Source organism: Alcanivorax sp. HI0007, from assembly GCF_001635525.1.
In the GTDB taxonomy this organism is placed as follows: Bacteria; Pseudomonadota; Gammaproteobacteria; order Pseudomonadales; family Alcanivoracaceae; genus Alcanivorax.
On the sequence record NZ_LWEJ01000243.1, the window covers coordinates 23,726 to 41,419 of the forward strand.

Consider the following 17,694-nt stretch of genomic DNA (forward strand, 5'->3'; position numbering starts at 1 on the left):
ATGTTAGCGACCAAGCAAGCGCTAGGTTAGCTACGAGAAGGAGGCCCTGTGAGCGCGTTGGATTATTTCAATGAGACCCACCAGATGGTGCGTGAGACCGTTCGCAAATTCGTGGAAAGGGAAATCCTGCCCCACGTGGACGATTGGGAAGAAGCCGGTGAGTTCCCCCGCGAGCTTTACCACAAGGCCGCGGATGCCGGCATTCTGAGCATCAATGCCCCGGAAGAGTTCGGTGGTACCGGCGAAGATGTGTTCATGAAGATTGCTGCCTGCGAGGAGCTGGTGCGGTGTTCGTCCGGGGGGCTGTGCGCCAGCCTGGGGTCTCTGGATATTGGTCTGCCGCCGATCTGGAAGTGGGGCAGCAATGCCATGAAGCAGAAGGTGGTGCCGGAGGTGATCGGTGGGCAGAAGATCTCTGCCCTGGCCATTACTGAACCCAATGGTGGGTCCGATGTGGCCAACCTGCGCACCCGCGCGGTGCGCGATGGCGACCACTATGTGGTCAACGGCGCCAAGACTTTCATCACCAGCGGTGTGCGCGCGGACTATTACACGGTGGCGGTGCGTACCGGTGACAAGGGCTATGGTGGCATCAGCCTGTTGCTGGTCGAGAAAGGTACGCCGGGCTTTTCCGTGGGCCGCAAGCTGAAGAAGATGGGCTGGTGGGCCTCCGATACCGCGGAGCTGTTTTTTGAGGATTGCCGGGTGCCGGCGGAAAATCTGATCGGTCCGGAGAACGGTGGCTTCTACTGCATCATGAGCAACTTCCAGATGGAGCGCCTGATCCTGGCGGTGACCGCCAACAGTACCGCCCAGCTGGCTCTGGATGAGGCCATGCGCTACGTGAAAGAGCGGGAGGCCTTTGGCCGCCCCCTGGCGGGATTCCAGGTGACCCGCCACAAGCTGGCGGAGATGGCCACCGACGTGAAAGCCAGCACCGAGTTCACCTACCGGGTGGCTGCCAGGATTGCCGCCGGCGAAAACTGCGTGCTGGATGTGTCCATGGCCAAGAACGTGGCGACCCGCTGCGCTGACCGGGTCACCTACGACGCGGTGCAGTTGTTCGGCGGTAGCGGCTACATGCGCGGCACCGTGGTCGAACGCCTGTACCGTGACAACCGTATCCTCTCCATCGGTGGCGGCACCCACGAGATCATGAATGAGGTGATCGCCAAGCAGTTGGGACTTTGAGGGGCGAGCTACAAGCTACAAGCTACAACACGATTGAAGCTGGTAGCCGCATGAAAGCAAAGAGGCCGCGTCCATAGGTTTGGACGCGGCCTCTTGCGTTTCAAACACCACCAACACTATCCCGTGTTGTAGCTTGCTGCTTGTAGCTGTCAGGTGCACTCCGCCCGAGCCGGGTCCACTTTGCAACGCACCTTGCGCAGCAGACCGAGCATGTCCGGATCATAATAGCCCTCTTCACGCAGCTGGTCGCGGGCCTCCTGCATCATCACTTCGTATTCGCCCTTGTCCGCTTCCGGAATCTGGACCCACCATTTCTGATCGACTTTCTGTGCTTCCTTGTCGAGTTGCTCGGTGATTCGGTTCAGGTTGTTATAGAAATACTCGCGGGATTTTTGTGCCATATCCGCGGGGAAACGGTCTTTCTTGGCCACCAGCTGAATGGTCAGCTGGGCAAGCGGATAATCGATGATGCCACCATCCGGGCTAAGACCTTTGTAGAGTTCCAGGGCATCGTAAGCCACCAGCGGCGCAGCAATCACATCGACCACACCATTGTTGAACTTGGTGGAGAAGTTGGTCACATCGGACCCCACCGGGGTGGCGCCGACCTGGGACACCAGAATGGCCTGGGTTTCGTCATACTCCAGAACGGCAACTCGCTTGCCGGCTGCCTTGGCCAGGGAGTTGATTTCCCTGTCGTTGACAAAGATATAAGCGGCACCGGCCGGAGCTACCCCCATGATCTGATAGGAGCCCTGGGAGAGTTTGTCTGCAGTTTGTGGATGTGCCAGCACTTTCAGTACCACTTCCATGTGCTCCATGGAGGGTATGGCGCCAATGGAGTCGATGGTACCGGCATATTTATTGAAGTTACGGCCACGGATGCCGGTGATCAGGGCGGCATCGCAGACGCCAGCCTTGAGATCCTCAGCGGCAATGGCTTCGTTGGTATGGGGAATCAGTTCCACTTCCAGGTCCCAGCCCAGGGCTGCGGCCTGCCAATCTTTCATGGCGCCCATGACCGGTCCAACGTTGCCGACAATGTCAAAGACGCAGACCTTGCGTTTGATCGGTTCGGCCTGGGCAGTCAGAGAAACGGTGAGAGCAAGAACCGTAGTGACGGCGGTAATCAGCTTCTTCATGGGTGTATCCTGCTTGTTATTGCTTGTATGGGGGCAACCCCGATACTAGTGGGAATGATCCTGAAAGGGAAAAACCCTAGCGCCTTGCCCCGGAGCGATTAGGTCAATTTCCATCAGTTGCGGTCAGGGCGGCTGGTGCGACGAACCTCCCCCGGGGTGCGACCGGTCCAGCTCCGATAGGCCTTGCTGAAACTGGCCTGATCGCTGTAGCCAAGCTGGTCGGCAATCTTTTCCAGGGGCATGTCTGTTTCCAACAGGTAGCGGCTGGCAAACGTTTCACGAATGTCATTGCGAATACCGCTGAAGGCAAACCCCGCCAATCCCAGGTGACGCCTGACCGAGCGGGGGCTCATTCCCAACTTCTGGGATACCCGCTCCAGGGTACTGTCCCGACCCGGAGAATTCATGATTTCGTGACGTACCTTGATGACCACCTTCAGGCTGGCGTCGCCCTGAATCTGCTCCCTTGATCGTGCGGCGGCCAGGTAGGTCGCCACGCTGGCATCATCGTCCTTTGCCTGACGCCCGGAGAGTGGCATCAGAACCTGATTATGTGGGCGGTTGAATTTCACTTCCACGCCGTCGGCCAGTCTTTGCCAGGCGAGGCTGTTGCCGGGGCAGTCAAAATCAAATTCGAACGTGAACTTTCGACAAACCAGGGATGCCAGGGCATGGATGCTGCCCATGTAGATATTGGCAACCACGGGTTTGAGTTTTTTCAGATCCCAGTTGTCATGCAGGCGGATGGAAATCAGTTCGCCAGTGCAGTGGATTTCCATATCCATCAGTGGCAGGGAAACACGCAGATACTGCACCACCATGGTGACCAGTTTTCGGTAGTCCCGTTGCCGAAGAAGCGCAAAACCGAAAAGACCATGTCCGTGCAGATCCAGCTCCTGCCCAAAGCGGAACGGGGCGGTCGGATCGTTGAGCAGCCGGTTGCCGTTATGAAGAAGATGCTGGATTTGTCGCATGGAAAGATAGGCGTCGGGATTATCGAGCATGTCGCTGTCAATGCCGGAACCATCGAGCACTATCGTTCCAGTTATTCCATGTTTTTGTACGAACCGCAAAAAGCGGCGGGCATAACGGCCAGAGATAAGAGGAACGTCGAGTGCCATTCCATCGTTTTTCATTTTTTATTATGCCTGATGTAGTTGTTGTTATTCGTGTGATGGGACTCTCATTTGGCTGTGTATCTTTCGGACTTTAAACACCGCTTGCCCTTTTTAACAAAAAAATGGCCGATTTAACTATTAAGTCGGTCACCTTCCATGGACATGATGAGCCCCGCTTTTTTGTGCATAAAAATAATCATGGAGCAGAAAAATGCAAAGGGAAAAAACTGAAACCCTTAAAGCGCGTTATCTACCCCTTTCCAAAGTCTCAGTTCCTTTGATGCGAAGAATGTATGAGATTTACTCCGGGTACTACGAAAATGTAAGTCTCGAAGTGTTCTGTACAGACATGGTGGAAAAAAGCGGCGTGATTCTGGTGATGGAAAAAGCAACCAAGCGCGTGGTTGGTTTTTCCACCATGAAAACCCTGGATATGAATGTGGGTGGGCGCCGGGCAAAGGGTGTTTTTAGCGGCGATACCATCATAGAAGAAAAATACTGGGGTAGCCGGGCCTTACAGGTCACATTCTTCTTCCGGATGATCCGTGAGAAATTGCGCCACCCGTTCCGCCCGCTCTTCTGGTTGCTGATATCAAAAGGCTATAAAACATATTTGCTGATGGCGAATAACTTCCATACCTACTACCCGCATCCGGACGGGAAGAATCCGGAGCTTGCTCTCCTGGTGGATTATTACTGCGACCGTTTGTTTTCCGACGCTTACTGTGAAGAAAATAAATTACTGGATTTCGGTGAGGGGTATACCCATCTGAAATCCAATGTGGCTGGCATTACCGCAGAAATGCGTCAGAAAAACGAAAAAATTCAATTTTTCGAAACCTGTAACCCAACCTGGAACCGCGGTACCGAATTACCGTGTATCGGCGAAATCAATCTTTCCCTTCTGGTGAGTTACCCGTTTTCCCTGTGGCGAAAACAACGCAGAAAAACGAAAACACAAATTGCAGCTGTGGCCTGCGAATAAAAACCGGGGTGACCATGTTCGGACATCGTTTGCTCAAAATGGCCGCCTGGCCGGGTGAGCGGCGCTTTGCCGCCGGGCGGGAAAACCTGGAGCGTGTTCAGAGAGACAAGCTGGCACTGTTGTTGCGCAAGGTGGCGGCCTGTGAGGTCGGCCAGCGCCGGGGTGTCGCAGCAGACTGGCAATGGGAAACCTTTGCTGAGCAGGTGCCGGTGAGCGACTACGGCGACTGGCGGGATCCGGTCGATCGCGCCCGCGAGTCCGGTGGCAATGCCCTGATTCAGTCGCCGGTGGTTCGCTATCAGCCCACCAGCGGTTCCACCTCGGCGATAAAGTGGATTCCCTACACGCGTCAGTTTCTGTCGGAACTGGATAGCGCCATCAGTCCCTGGATTGTGGACCTGTACCGCCAGTTTCCCCGCCTGAGCGGGGGGCGCCATTACTGGTCAATGTCCTGGGTGCCCACGTCATTGCGTGACAACATGCGCGAGGACATCAACGACGATATTCAGCTCATGTCCATGGGCAAGCGCCTGCTGGCCGGGGCCACCCAGGCGGTCCCTCAGGATGTGTCCCTGGCACGGACTTCCGAGGATTCCCTGTTTGCCACCCTGGCTTACCTGGTCAGTGATGACTCCCTGGCGATGATGTCCATCTGGAGTCCCACCTTTGGCCTGGGTCTGCTCAAGTCCATGGCCCTGTGGCGAGAGGAACTGGCGGAGGTATTGGCGAGCGGTTCCTGGGGCCAGCGCATGAAAGGAAGTCATACCGAGTGTTGCCCGCGCTCTCCGCGCGCAGCGGCGTTACTGCGCCAGTGGGATGGCCGCTTGAGTGCGGATTTCTTTATGACCCTGTGGCCGTCGCTGGCACTGGTGAGCGCCTGGGATACCGCCGCATCAAGCCCCTGGGCCCGGCAGTTGCACGGTCTGTTGCCGCAGGCCGCGTTTCAGGGCAAGGGCCTGTGGGCCACGGAAGGGGTCGTCACCATTCCCTATCAGGGCCAGTACGCGCTGGCTTATCGCAGCCATGTCTATGAATTCCAGGACCCCTCTGATGGCACCATTTATGCGCCCTGGGAACTGGAGCAGGGGCAGGAGGTGATGCCGCTGCTGAGTACCGGCAGTGGTCTGCTCCGTTACCGGCTCAAGGATCTGGTGCGGGTGGATGGGCTGCCAGGCGGTATTCCGGCACTGACGTTTCTCGGCCGTGCCGGCACCACGGATCTGGTTGGCGAAAAGCTTACCGCAGCAGCGCTGGATGCCTCCCTGTCGCAGGTGACGTTGCCACCGAAAACCCTGCCGGTATGTACCGTGGCCGTAGAAGATACCGGTGACGGCACTCCCGGGTACCTTCTGTTGCTGGAGGGGGAGAGTGCAAACACGGATAACGTGGCGAAGGCCCTTGATGCTGCGCTGCAGCAACACTTCCACTACCAGCTGGCCCGTAACCTGGAACAGCTGGCACCACTGCGCTGCGTCATTCGCCCGGACATGCGCGAGCGCTACCTGCATCAGTGCCGTGAGCGGGGCATGATTGAAGGCAATATCAAGATGGAGTCCCTGCAGTACTGGCCGGGTGCATTGCCGGTGTGGCTCCGTGAGCCGCCGGTATCGGCCCGGGAGGTGGCGTTGTGAGCTACCGTATTCGCCAGGCCCGGGAAGAAGATAACGGTGCCATCCTGTCCTTGCTGCAAGGTACGCCCCAGGCAGGAGCGGTTACCCTGAATTTTGAACGGAACCCGGATTATTTTCGGGGCGCCCGGGTGACCTGTGAAGAACCAGATGTGTGGGTGGCAGAGCCACGGGATGGTCAGGGACAAATCGGGGCCGTCTACAATGTGGGTTGGCGCCATGTTTGGGTCAACGGCCAGGTCAGACCAGTGCGTTACGCCCACGATCTGCGCATCGCGCCGCAATATCGCAACGGCATGATCCTGCACCGGCTGTTTCGTCAGTTGCGCCAGCAACTGTCAGACGGCGAGTGGATGCAGACCACGGTGCTGCATGACAACCTGGCATCCCTGTCTACCGTGGCCAGTGGCCGCGCCGGGCTGCCCACCTACTATCCCTCCGGCACCATCGAAACCAGCATGCTCTATACCCGGGCCCGCCGTCGGCGATTGCCTGATGACGTGGTGATTCGCCAGACCGGCGAGGCCGACCTGGATGCCATTTCACAGCTGTTGCGATATCAGGGGGCACAGAAACAGTTTTTCCCCTACTGGGATGTGTCCCGGGTGCGGGGTGATGCCTACTGTTACGGGCTCAGCCCGCGGAACTTTATCGGTCTCTGGATCGGTGGCGTTCTGAAAGGATTGCTGGGTTTCTGGGATCAGAAGGGGATCAAGCAGACCCGGGTGCTGGGCTATGCCCGTGGCATGGGAGTCATGCGCCATCTATACAACACACACAGCCTGCTGCGGGGTGGCATGAAATTACCGCCACCGGGTGGGGTGTTGTCCTACCTGACACTGCACAGCCTGGTGGTCGAGGATAATCGCCCGGAGCTGTTGCAGCTGTTGCTCGACGATGTGATCAGTCGCTTCCATGGCCACTATGACGCGCTGGTTTGCGGGTTCTTTGCCCAGGACCCACTGGCGCAGGTACCGGCCCGGTATCGCCGTCGGCTATTGCTGAGCCAGCATTTTCTGGTCAGCTACGATGGCGATCCTCGTGACCAGCTCGATGGGCGTTTGCCCTACGTGGAGGTCGCGCGCCTGTGAGTGCCAGTGCAACCGACTATATCGGCATGTGGTACCGAGCCCGTGCCCGGCTCGGTATTGATGACCGGATTGAGTTTATCTTCATCCATCCGGCGTCTGGGAAGCGCCATACCGTGGCGTTGCGGCACCGTGACCATGACGGGGTGGGCGGCATCGCCGAATCCCTCAAGCGCATGGGCGTGCGTCAGCCGCCCATGCCCCTCAGTCGCCAGACCCGGCCGCCCGCGTTCTGGCGTCGCTGGCAGGCACGGCCGGAGCGACGCCAGCCGCAATCCCCCCCCTGGCGGGTCTTCACCTCCACGGCCGAAAAGCAGGCGGATGCGCCCCTGGTGGAATGGCTGACGCCACGGCAAACCCTTGCCCTGCGGCAGCGGGCCGAGGCGCTGCAGGTCTCTCTCAACAGCCTGTTGTTGCAGGCCCTGCATCGGGCCGTGGTGCAAACCCTGATGACCCATGCAGTGCCCATCAGCTGGTGCTTTCCGGTGAACATGCGCGGCGTGGTCCCCATGGCGAAGCCGGATATGAATCTGTCCAGTGCTTTTTACATGACAGTGGACAGTGACGATTCGCTGACACACCTGGACCTCACCATTCGTCGCTATCTGAAAGCCAATATTCACTGGCGCTACTGGCACCTTGCCCGAATTGGTCGGCTGGTTGGCCAGCGGGGGGTGGACTGGCTATGTGGCCGTCTGCTCAACGGTGCCCGCCACGGCGGCTCCTTCTCCAACCTGGGTGAGTGGCAGATGGATTTCGTTTCAGGAGGCCTGGCGCCCGACACGGTATTCGCCTGCTGTGGCCCCGGGAGTCCCACCCATCCGGTAGCCAACGGCATGATCATTGTGAATGGCAGCTTGAGTCTGGCGCTGAAGCTGCACCCGTCCCTGGGCGCCCCGGAGTCAGCGGTGCGCGAATGTCTGCAATGTTGGGTTGAGGGACTGGGAGTGACGGCATGAAACGGATTGTCAGTCTGCGCGCGTTGGTGGCTCTGCTGGCCGCCCTGGCCATGGCGTTGGCGGTGGCGGCCCTGTATCTGGTGCCGCCGTCACCGCCGGCGGTGAAAAGCGAAGAGACGATTCTGGCTCTGGACACCTGGCAAGTGGAATGGAAGGACGTGGTCATTCCGGTGCACAGTCAAGGACTGGTGCGTGCCCGTCATGAATTGCCGCTGAGTCTGGAAGTGTCCGGCCGGGTGCAGGAAGTATCGCCGCTACTGGCAGACGGGGGGCGGGTGACGGCCGGCGAGGTATTACTGAAGCTGGATCCGGAGCCCTTTGCGCTGGACGTTACTGCCCAGCAGAACGCCGTCCATGCGGCGCGGCTGCATCTGGAGGAAACCCGGGCGCGGGCACGGGTCTCGGGATCCGCCAAGCGTTCCTCGGCGCTGGGTCGCTTTGAACCGCAACTGGACGAAGCCAACAGCCGTCTTGCCTCGGCCCGTGCCGGCTTGCGCCAGGCCCAACGGAATCAGGAACAGACGGAGCTGGTGGCGCCGATCAGTGGTCGCCTGAAAGCCGTCCAGGTCATGGCCGGACAACAGATACAGGCCGGCAGCATTCTGGCTCGCTTGTATCAGGAAGATCAGGTGGAGGTACGGCTGCCGGTTCGCGATGAGTGGCTGGCACTGCTGGGCATCATGCCCGGTGATGAAGGCACCCTGGAGCCGGTGAACGTTACCTTGCGTGGCCGCTTTGCCGGCCGGGACGGCCAGTGGTCGGGCAGGGTGGTGCGCCGCGAAGGTGGCCTGAACAAGAACCGCATGATGCACCTGATCGTTCAGGTCACCAATAGCGAGGACGGCTTGCCCTTGGAGCCCGGGGTGCTGGTGCAGGCGGAGCTGCGCGGCGCGCCGACGAAAAATGTGGCGGTGCTGCCCCGGGCAGCCCAGGCTGGCGAGAACGCTGTCTGGGTTCTGGATGAGGACAAGCGGTTGCGACGTCAATCCGTGGCGATACTGCACCACGATGATGACTCCCTGTATCTGCACGACGGTGTGACCGCTTCCTCCCGGGTGGTGCTGGCCGGAGACTTGCAGCTGCTGGAGGGCATGCGTATCGACCCCCGTCCTCCTGCCAGCGGACTGGCGGATCGTTCTGCCACTGAGACAGCGCTGTGAACCGCAGTATTGCCTGGTTCGCCCGCAACAGCGCGGTGGCCAACCTGCTGATGATCACCCTGCTGTTGGCCGGCCTGATGGCCATCCCCCACACCCGCCAGGAAACCCTGCCCAACGTGCCGCTGGACCGAATCGGTATCTATGTGGCCTGGCCCCAGGCCACACCGGAAAGTGTGGAGGCCCTGGTCTGCACGCCAGTGGAAACCGCCATCGACGATGTGGAAGGGGGCACCGAACTGATCAGTGAAGCCCGGGAGGGGTTGTGTTCGGTGCAGCTGGATGTGCTCAAGGGGCACGATACCCGCGCCGTGCTGGAGCAGATCCGCACTCGCCTGGAAGCCCTTGATACCTTGCCCGGCGACGCCGAGCGCCCCCGGGTGCAGGAACTGATTGTACGAAACCGGGTGGTGCGGCTGCTGCTCAGTGGCAGCCTGTCCCGCCAGGATCTCTATCAACTGGCTCATCAGGTGCGCCGGCAGCTGCTCAATCATGATGCGGTATCCAGTGTGGATATCGAAAACCTGCCGGAACGGGAAATGGCGCTGACCGTGGCCCGGGATGATCTGTACCGCTATCAGCTCACCCTGGAAGGTATGGCCGCCGCCGCCCGTGAAAGCGTGGAGCGGGTTGCCGGAGGGCTGTTGCGCAGCGACCGGGGTGACTGGCTGCTACAGACCGGCCAGCAACCGGGAGAGGCCAGCGCCTACCAACAGTTGGTGATTCGCCAGTCCGAGCAGGGCGATCTGTTGCGTCTCGGCGACGTGGCCCGCATTGAGGATGGTTTCTCCCGAGACAGTCAGGCCGCCTGGCTGGACGGCCGGCCGGCGGTAGCGCTGGATGTCTACCGGGTCGGCGACCAGAACGTGCTGGACGTGGCCGGGGCGGTGAGCGGCTATCTGCAGCAGGCGCAGTTACCGCCGGGCGTCGCCTTGCAGGTGTGGAGTGACGATGCGGCCCAGTTTCGCGAACGCTCCCATCTGTTGTGGCGCAATGCGCTGCAGGGGCTGGTGTTGCTGACCTTGATGCTGGGGGTGTTTCTCACCCTGCGTCTGGCTGGCTGGGTGGCGCTGGGGATTCCGGTCTGCATGCTGGGTGCCTGTGCCTTGCTGCCGGTGCTGGGCGAATCCTTCAACACCATCTCCCTGTTCGCCTTTATCCTGGTGCTGGGCATTGTGGTCGACGATGCGGTGATCGTCGGCGAGAGTATTGATCACCAGCGCCGCCAGGATGGCATGGCCGGTCAGGAGGCCGCCATTGCCGGTGCCCAGCGGGTGTCGCGACCGATCCTGTTTGCGGTGCTGACCACCCTGATTGCCTTTGCGCCGCTGCTGTTCCTGCCTGGCCCGGAAGGGGCGCTGATGCGGGTGATCCCCATTGTGTCCATGGCCATTCTGGTGCTGTCGTTGGTGGAGTCCCTGTGGATTTTGCCCTCTCATCTCAGCTATGACCGCCCCGCCCGGGGGATCTGGCGAAAGTCCGAGCAACTCTCTACGCGCATCAATAGCCGGCTGGATCGCTGGCTGGAATACCGGGCCCGGCCACTGCTGCGACGGGCCCTGCGCTGGCGGTATGTGCTGGTGGTGGTGTTTGTAGGGCTGTTTATTTTTTGCTGCGCCCTGGTCAACAGCGGCTGGCTGACCATGGTGTTGTTTTCCCGGGTGGAGGGCGACCGGGTGATGGCGGAAGTGGTGTTCCCCCAGGGCACCGGCGAGGCCCGGCTGCTGCGCGAGGTGCAGGCACTGGAAGGCTCCGCCCGCAAGCTATCAGCGCAATTGCAGGCTGACCAGCAGCCGGTCACCGTGGACGCGGTGTTTGCCGAGCAGGGGGTGCGCCAGAAAACCTCCAATGCCCGTGACCCGGGCGCCCGCTTCCGGGTACGGGTGACCCTGGCCATTGGCGGAGATACCAGCGCCTTGTCTCCCCGGGAGCTGGCCAGTCTGTGGCGGGGGCAGCACGGCCCCATTGCCGATGCCCTGTCGGTCAAATTCCATGCCAGCCTGATGCAGGTGAAGCCGGATATTCACGTCAATCTGTTCCACCCGGATCTGGCCACCTTGCAACGTTTGAGTGCGCAGACGGCGCAGGCCCTGGCGAACATGGAGGGGGTCCATGAAGTGGCCAACAACCTGTCTTCCCGTCGCACCCTGGTTGATATCGGCCTGCGGGAAGAAGGCAAACTGGCGGGCCTGCGGGTGGAGCAGCTGGGACTGCAGATCCGCAATGCGTTCCACGGTATCGAGCTGGACCGCTGGTTTGAACAGGATCAGGAAGTGCCGGTGATGTTGCGTCTGGCCAGCCGCGACAGTCGCCATATCAGTGACCTGGAACGGTTGCCGGTGCAACTGCCGGATGGGGAGATCACTGTGCTGGCGGCAGTGGCCGACCTGCAGCGACGCCAGGTGCCGGCCATGATCAGCCATTACGATGGCCGCCGCAGTGCCACCATCAGTGCTTTCGTAGATGAACATGTGACGTCACCGGCCCAGGTGATGGCGGCACTGCAGCAACAGGTGTTGGCCCCCATGGAGTCCGCCGATTCCCAGGCGGGCTGGACGGTGGCCGGCAAGCAGGCGGCGATCCAGGACTTCCTTGATCATCTGTCGATCAGCTACCTGATTGCCCTGGCTGCCATATTTTTCCTGCTCACCGTGCTGTTTGGCGGCTATGGCCAGCCGCTACTGGTGATGGCGGCAATCCCCTTCGGCATGGTGGGGGCCTTCATGGGGCACTTCCTGCTGGGTTACAGCCTGACATTGTGGTCGCTGGTGGGGGTCATCGCGGTGAGTGGCGTGGTGGTCAACGACAACCTGGTGCTGATTGATGCCATCAATACCTTGCGAAGCCATGGCATGCGTCTGCGTGATGCGGTGATCGAAGGCGTCAGCAGCCGCCTGCGGCCCGTAATGCTGACCTCCATGACCACCTTTGCCGGGGTGGCGCCGCTGATGCTGGAAACCAGTGTGCAGGCCCGTTTCCTGATTCCCATGGCCGTGTCCCTGGCGTTTGGCGTGTTGTTTGCCACCCTGGTCAGCCTGCTGCTGGTGCCCTGTCTGTTGGTGGTGAGCCATGATGTGAGCAGCCTGGTTCAGCGTAGTCTGGCCCGCTGGCGGGCGCCGGAGGCCTCGGAGGAGGACAGCGTGGACATGGCCTATGAGCGGGGTCGCATGACGGCCTGGTGGGTGACCAGCAACCCCTACCAGGATGCCGTCCTGGCTTCTGCCTGGGAGGCGGGTCGGCAGGATCAGAGTAGCGACCGGGATACGTCTGAGCAGCGTAGTTGAAAGTTCAAAGTTTAAAGTTGAAACGCGGACTAAGTTGTCAAAGGCAGGAATGGTGTGCCCGCGATTAACGCTAATGGCGCGGGCATGGCCGCTCAAAATCAACCCATCGCGCACTTTTTAACTTTGAACTTTTAACTTTCCACTCGACTGTCAGAGCCTGTCCGGCTTTGATCTGCCCTCAGAAACAAAAAAGCCCGACCCGGTTTCCCGGGTCGGGCTTTTGCGTCAGGTCGTTGCCGTGTGACTTACGCTTTGCCCTGGTTCGCCACGGCCTCGGCCGCCTTGGCCACTTCCTCGGCATCGCCCAGGTAGTAGTTCTTGATGGGCTTCAGGTTGTCATCCAGCTCGTACACCATCGGCACGCCGGTGGGGATGTTGAGCTTGACGATTTCCTCGTCGGAAATGTCGCCCAGGTACTTCACCAGTGCCCGAAGGCTGTTGCCGTGGGCACAGATCAGCACCTGCTTGCCGGCCTCGATCTGCGGTTTGATCTCGCTTTCGAAGTACGGCACGAAACGGTCTACGGTGTCCTTGAGGCTTTCGGACAGGGGGATCTCGCTGTCGCTGAGGCCCTGGTATACCCGGAAGTTGCCGGCATAGCGTTCGTCGTCGCGCTCCATCTTCGGCGGCGGGGTATCGTAGCTGCGGCGCCAGATATGCACCTGCTCGTCGCCATATTTGGCAGCGGTTTCCGCCTTGTTCAGGCCCTGCAGGGCGCCATAGTGGCGTTCGTTCAGGCGGTAGTCGCGGATCACCGGAATCCACATCTGGTCCATATTGTCCAGAATGGTCCACAGGGTACGGATGGCGCGCTTGAGCACGGAAGTGTAAGCCACATCGAACTCAAAGCCTGCTTCCTTCAGCAATTCGCCAGCCGTGCGGGCTTCTTCGCGGCCCTGATCGGTGAGATCCACGTCTTTCCAGCCGGTGAAACGGTTTTCCTTGTTCCAAACGCTTTGGCCATGGCGGACCAGTACCAGTTTCGTGCTCATGGGTTATTCCTGTGCGGTTTTCAGTGCGGCGCAAAGCGTAGCAGAAAAGCGCCGGGAAATTGAGCGCAGGCCAGGATATTTCACGGTTAATCGGCTCCTTGAGTGCAAATTTTCACAGTGTTGCCGGCGGTTATCATGGCGAAGGGGGGATAAATGGCCAATCGGCGGCCTGCGATGCTGAAAAAGGCTGCCCGGAGCCCGTATAATCGTCGCCAATTCAGACTCAGGCGACTTCATGGCTTACCTCTGGTGCGACAACAGCGACCACATCTCCACCTGGCAGTCCGGACTGGCGGCGGCAACGCCCCTGTACCTGGACACGGAATTCATGCGCGAGCGCACCTTCTGGCCACAACTGGCCCTGGTTCAGGTCCATGATGGTGAGCAGATCCGGCTGATCGACACGACGCAGGTCAATGGCCCCACGCTGTCGCCCCTGTTCCAGCAGCACCCTCTGGTGATGCATGCCTGTTCCGAGGATCTGGAAGCCATCGCCGCCTTTACTGGTGATTACCCGGCGGTGATCGAGGACACCCAGATCGCTGCTGCTCTCACCGGTGAGGACATGCAACTGGGCTACCAGAAGGTGGTGCAGATGTTGCTCGGGGTGGAATTGCCCAAGGGCGCTACCCGCACCAACTGGCTCAAGCGGCCTCTGAGTCAGGAGCAGTTGCTCTACGCCGAGGACGATGTGAAATATCTGCCCGAGGTGACCGATATCCTGCGGGACCGGCTGGTGAATCTGGGCCGTGAGAGCTGGTGGCGGGAAGAGTGTCAGCGTCTGCTCGAACAGGCACGGACGGTGACCGCTCCGGAAAAAGCCTGGCGTAATGTGAAAGGTGCCGGCCTGCTACAGGGGCAGGCGCTGGCGGTGCTGGCGGTGCTGACTCCCTGGCGGGATCGCATGGCACGGGAGCGGGACCTGCCCAAGGGGTTTGTCCTCAAGGATGCCCAGCTACTGGATCTGGCCCGCTCCTCCCGCAGCGACCGGGGCCTGTTTTCTGACCTGGGTCTGCACCCCAAGGTGATCCGCCGGGATGGTGATACCCTGCTGGAACTGCTCGAAGCGGGCCGGCGTGGCACGCCACCAGAGCCCCTGCCGGGGCCGCCGGATGCCCAGCAGAAAAAACGGGCCAAGATGCTGCGTAAACGGGTCGGCGAGATTGCCGAATCCATGAACATGAAACCGGATGTGCTGATGCGCCGTCGCTGGCTGGAATCCCTGATTCGTCACCCGGACCAGGTGCCCGAGCCGCTCACCGGCTGGCGTAACGAGATTGTGACCAAGCCCCTGCTGGAGTTGCTTTGATGTTGAAGGGCAAGCTGTTTTGCTCGATTTACAAGACCCGCAAGAAGGCGGGGATGTATCTGTTCGTGGATCGCCAGAAAGGCCTCAAGGATCTCCCTGAGGTGCTGCTCAAGCAATTCGGCACCCCCATCCATGTGAATGACATGATCCTGTCCCCTGACCGGCCGCTTGCCCGGGCGGACGTGGCGCAGGTGATGGAGAAGATCCGTGATCAGGGGTTCTATCTGCAAATGCCGCCGCCGCCTGATGAAGACATGTTCATGGCCGACGGTCACCCGGATAAACCGGCAGGGCCGGATGCCTGAAAACGGTCTGCGCACACGTTTCTGGGAACTGCCCCTGGGGGAGTTGTCGAAAGCCGAGTGGGAAGCGCTGTGTGATGGCTGCGGCCGATGCTGTCTGGTGAAACTGCAGGACGAGGACAGCGGCGAGCTGGCCTTTACCAATCTGGCCTGCCGTTATCTGGATAGCCAGAAATGCCAGTGCCGGGTGTACGATAGCCGCTTTCGCAAGGTGCCGGATTGCATCCAGGTGACCGAGGCGGTGGCCCGCAACACGGACTGGCTGCCTTCCAGCTGCGCCTACCGGCTACGGGCTCATGGTCAGCCGCTGGCGGACTGGCATCCGCTGATCAGCGGGGAGGTGGGGACCGTCCGGCAGGCGGGTATCAGCGTCGCCGGGCGGGTCGTCTCCGAGCAGCTTGTGCACGAAGATGATTGGGAAGAGCATATTATTCATTGGATAGAGTAGGATGGACCTGAGCCAATAGGCGCGGTCTTTTACCCGCCACTTCGGGTCGCTCTGTCAGCATCAAACTGGGAGTCACTGTGACAACACAAGCGTATATGTGGGGCTGGTTGGCCTATTTGTTGGGTTGCGTAGGCGTGCTTTTTGTCTGGTGGTGGCTCACCCGACCGCTGGCAATCTGGGCCAAGGTGCCGCTGCGTATCCTGCTGACGGCATTGTTGCTGACCCCCTGGTCGGTGTCGCCCCAGCACGATGAGTGGGCCCCGGCATGGGTAGTCACGCTGTTTGATGGCCTGGCCCAGGACGATGTCAGTCTGTGGCGGGCCGGAGGACCCTTGTTGGCTATGCTGGTGGTGGCGCTGATTGCGGCCGTGCTGGAGTTGTGGCGTCAGCGTCGCAAACAGACCGCCATGGCTGATACCCAATGAGCGAGTGCATTTTCTGCCAGATCCGCGACGGCAAATTACCTGCCAGTGTGGTCTATGAGGATGAGCGAGCCATGGTGATCCTGGATCTGTTCCCGATCCGCGAAGCCCACTGTCTGGTGATTCCCAAGGAGCATGCCCCCTTGCTGGAGCAACTGGACAGCAGCCTGACCCATCATCTGATGGACCTGGCTCGCCGTACCATCATGGCCCAGAAACGCGCTGGACTGGCGGTGAAGGCGCACAATATCGTGGTTAACGATGGCCGTGAAGCCAATCAGCATGTGCCCCACGTGCACGTGCATGTGATCCCCCGTCGCGGTGGCGACACCCTGGTTACCGCCTTCACCTGGGCCACCCGACTGCTCAACGTCTTCGGCCTGGCCCGCCGCCGCAAACGGCTGGACCGCCTGGCTGGACTGTTGGGTGAGCACTTTCCGGAAGCAGCTAAGTAGTTAACAGCGTCGCGAGTTTGCGGGGTTTGATCTGAAAGGCAAAAGGCCGCGCCCACGCAGTGGGTGCGGCCTTTTTTTGAAAAAGCAGAAAAAGACTTGATGGCGTTGTCTCAGACCGCAGCTTGAGACTGTTCACTGTTTGCGCCAGGCCCGCACCCGCAGAGGCCAGCGTACTGTGCGTTGTGTCTTTCCCCAGGCTTGTTTCAATCTCGGTGCGAAGTCGTCCAGCAGGGACTCCCCGGCCCGGGCGGCCTGAACGAGAGCGGACCAGGTGTCCAGATAGCCGAGCATGTCGGTGGCGGACCAGTCCAGGGTAATGCTGTCGCCGGGGTAAGTCAGTGCCGGCCAGGGCAGGGAGGCATCCGGGTAGCCGGCAACCACCTGGGCCCGCTGCGCAGGCCACCAGGGAGCCAGCGGGCCGTCATGAAAATCCCGGATCATGCCTTCCAGCCCAGCAACCTCGCAGATCCCATAACTGATCAGGGCCAACACTCCTCCAGGGCGCAAGGTGCGCTCCGCCTCTGCCTGAAAGGCGGTTTGATCGAACCAGTGGTAGGCCTGGGCAACAGTAATCAGGTCCAGGCTGGCGTCTGCCAGAGGCAGCCGGTGGGCCACGCTGACCAGATAGTGGCTCGACGAGGGTGGGGCAGCCAGTAACTGTGGATGGCTGATATCTGCACCTATTACTTGCCGAAACCAGGGTTCCAGACCTCGACTGGCCTGACCACTGCCACAGCCCAGGTCCATCGCACGATCACGACAGGGGCACTGGTTAGCGAGCCACTGGAACAGGGAAGGAGGGTAGGTGGGACGAAACTGCTGGTACTGACTGCCACGCTGGAACAGCGATTCAGTCACTGAAGAAACCGTCGTCATCGAAGTGGGCGGCCCACAGGCGGCCATCTGCCCGTTCCAGATCCAGTGCAATCCCCGCCAACAGCTGGCCTTCCGGGGCCGCACACCAGGCGACGGTGCCGTAGAGGTGGTAAGTGCCATGGTCTTCCAGCAACGCCACCCACAGCTCCACATCCGTGTTCGGTTTGATTGGAGCAGGAAGCTCGACACTGATGCCGGCCAGGGAAATATCGTGGGTAGACAAATACAGGCGATCGGCCGGGTCCAGCGAGCCGGACTGGCTGGGCAGCAAGGTTAGCGCCAGGTTTTCTTCACGGCTGGTGCGGGGGAAGCGACGATTGTCCATTGCCGTTGCCATA

17 protein-coding genes are annotated in these 17,694 nt (G+C 60.4%); 12 read left to right on the plus strand and 5 right to left on the minus strand.

Features of this window, described 5'->3' with window-relative positions; translation table 11 throughout:
* The first annotated feature begins 48 nt into the window (after nt 1-48).
* Entirely contained in the window at nt 49-1,191 is a 1,143-nt protein-coding gene (locus tag A3714_RS12515) for an acyl-CoA dehydrogenase family protein (RefSeq protein ID WP_063508115.1), read from the plus strand.
* Between the two features lie 149 nt (nt 1,192-1,340).
* Here the strand turns inward: A3714_RS12515 and A3714_RS12520 are convergent, their stop codons facing one another.
* The gene (locus A3714_RS12520) at nt 1,341-2,333 is read right to left on the minus strand and encodes a putative solute-binding protein (RefSeq protein WP_063508114.1); all 993 of its coding nucleotides are present in this window, start codon (nt 2,331-2,333) and stop codon (nt 1,341-1,343) included.
* Nucleotides 2,334-2,446: 113 nt separating this feature from the next.
* Nucleotides 2,447-3,367, minus strand: a complete 921-nt coding sequence (locus tag A3714_RS12525; protein WP_231866074.1) for an AraC family transcriptional regulator — start codon at nt 3,365-3,367, stop codon at nt 2,447-2,449.
* A gap of 295 nt (nt 3,368-3,662) precedes the next feature.
* Here A3714_RS12525 and A3714_RS12530 point away from each other — a divergent pair, with 295 nt between their 5' ends.
* Genes A3714_RS12530 through A3714_RS12555 form a run of 6 tightly spaced genes read left to right on the plus strand, consistent with a single transcriptional unit; the run spans nt 3,663 to nt 12,552 of the window.
* Entirely contained in the window at nt 3,663-4,436 is a 774-nt protein-coding gene (locus A3714_RS12530) for a hypothetical protein (RefSeq protein WP_231866073.1), read from the plus strand.
* Between the two features lie 14 nt (nt 4,437-4,450).
* Nucleotides 4,451-6,067, plus strand: a complete 1,617-nt coding sequence (locus tag A3714_RS12535) for a GH3 auxin-responsive promoter family protein (protein ID WP_063508788.1) — start codon at nt 4,451-4,453, stop codon at nt 6,065-6,067.
* Nucleotides 6,064-7,155 carry a hypothetical protein gene (locus A3714_RS12540; protein WP_063508789.1) on the plus strand — a complete coding sequence of 364 codons (1,092 nt, stop codon included), beginning with the start codon at nt 6,064-6,066 and terminating at the stop codon, nt 7,153-7,155. The genes A3714_RS12535 and A3714_RS12540 overlap by 4 nt, the downstream gene beginning before the upstream one ends.
* Nucleotides 7,152-8,111 (plus strand): hypothetical protein, encoded by a 960-nt coding sequence (locus tag A3714_RS12545; RefSeq protein WP_063508790.1) that lies wholly within the window; start codon nt 7,152-7,154, stop codon nt 8,109-8,111. Before A3714_RS12540 ends, A3714_RS12545 begins: the two co-directional genes overlap by 4 nt.
* The gene (locus tag A3714_RS12550; RefSeq protein ID WP_063508791.1) at nt 8,108-9,271 is read left to right on the plus strand and encodes an efflux RND transporter periplasmic adaptor subunit; all 1,164 of its coding nucleotides are present in this window, start codon (nt 8,108-8,110) and stop codon (nt 9,269-9,271) included. The genes A3714_RS12545 and A3714_RS12550 overlap by 4 nt, the downstream gene beginning before the upstream one ends.
* Complete coding sequence (locus tag A3714_RS12555) at nt 9,268-12,552, plus strand: efflux RND transporter permease subunit (protein ID WP_063508792.1); 3,285 nt, start codon at nt 9,268-9,270, stop codon at nt 12,550-12,552. The genes A3714_RS12550 and A3714_RS12555 overlap by 4 nt, the downstream gene beginning before the upstream one ends.
* A gap of 245 nt (nt 12,553-12,797) precedes the next feature.
* Here the strand turns inward: A3714_RS12555 and gpmA are convergent, their stop codons facing one another.
* The gene (gpmA, locus tag A3714_RS12560) at nt 12,798-13,544 is read right to left on the minus strand and encodes a 2,3-diphosphoglycerate-dependent phosphoglycerate mutase (RefSeq protein WP_062817676.1); all 747 of its coding nucleotides are present in this window, start codon (nt 13,542-13,544) and stop codon (nt 12,798-12,800) included.
* Between the two features lie 235 nt (nt 13,545-13,779).
* Between gpmA and rnd the strand changes: the two genes are divergently transcribed.
* From rnd to A3714_RS12585, 5 genes are all read left to right on the plus strand, one after another.
* On the plus strand, nt 13,780-14,853 hold the full coding sequence (rnd, locus tag A3714_RS12565) for a ribonuclease D (RefSeq protein ID WP_062817677.1): 1,074 nt from the start codon (nt 13,780-13,782) through the stop codon (nt 14,851-14,853).
* Nucleotides 14,853-15,158 carry a YcgL domain-containing protein gene (locus A3714_RS12570; RefSeq protein WP_062817678.1) on the plus strand — a complete coding sequence of 102 codons (306 nt, stop codon included), beginning with the start codon at nt 14,853-14,855 and terminating at the stop codon, nt 15,156-15,158. Before rnd ends, A3714_RS12570 begins: the two co-directional genes overlap by 1 nt.
* Entirely contained in the window at nt 15,151-15,603 is a 453-nt protein-coding gene (locus A3714_RS12575) for a YcgN family cysteine cluster protein (protein WP_063508793.1), read from the plus strand. The genes A3714_RS12570 and A3714_RS12575 overlap by 8 nt, the downstream gene beginning before the upstream one ends.
* Before the next feature lie 77 nt (nt 15,604-15,680).
* On the plus strand, nt 15,681-16,028 hold the full coding sequence (locus tag A3714_RS12580) for a hypothetical protein (protein WP_231866072.1): 348 nt from the start codon (nt 15,681-15,683) through the stop codon (nt 16,026-16,028).
* Nucleotides 16,025-16,480: an HIT family protein gene (locus A3714_RS12585; protein ID WP_062817681.1), complete on the plus strand. Its 456-nt coding sequence runs from the start codon at nt 16,025-16,027 to the stop codon at nt 16,478-16,480. Before A3714_RS12580 ends, A3714_RS12585 begins: the two co-directional genes overlap by 4 nt.
* Nucleotides 16,481-16,612: 132 nt before the next feature.
* On the opposite strand, the gene A3714_RS12590 is transcribed toward A3714_RS12585, so the two are convergent.
* Together A3714_RS12590 and A3714_RS12595 are read right to left on the minus strand one after the other, a co-directional pair.
* Nucleotides 16,613-17,338 carry a class I SAM-dependent methyltransferase gene (locus tag A3714_RS12590; protein WP_062817682.1) on the minus strand — a complete coding sequence of 242 codons (726 nt, stop codon included), beginning with the start codon at nt 17,336-17,338 and terminating at the stop codon, nt 16,613-16,615.
* On the minus strand, nt 17,331-17,693 hold the full coding sequence (locus A3714_RS12595) for a PilZ domain-containing protein (RefSeq protein WP_062817683.1): 363 nt from the start codon (nt 17,691-17,693) through the stop codon (nt 17,331-17,333). Before A3714_RS12595 ends, A3714_RS12590 begins: the two co-directional genes overlap by 8 nt.
* Nucleotide 17,694 lies beyond the last annotated feature (1 nt).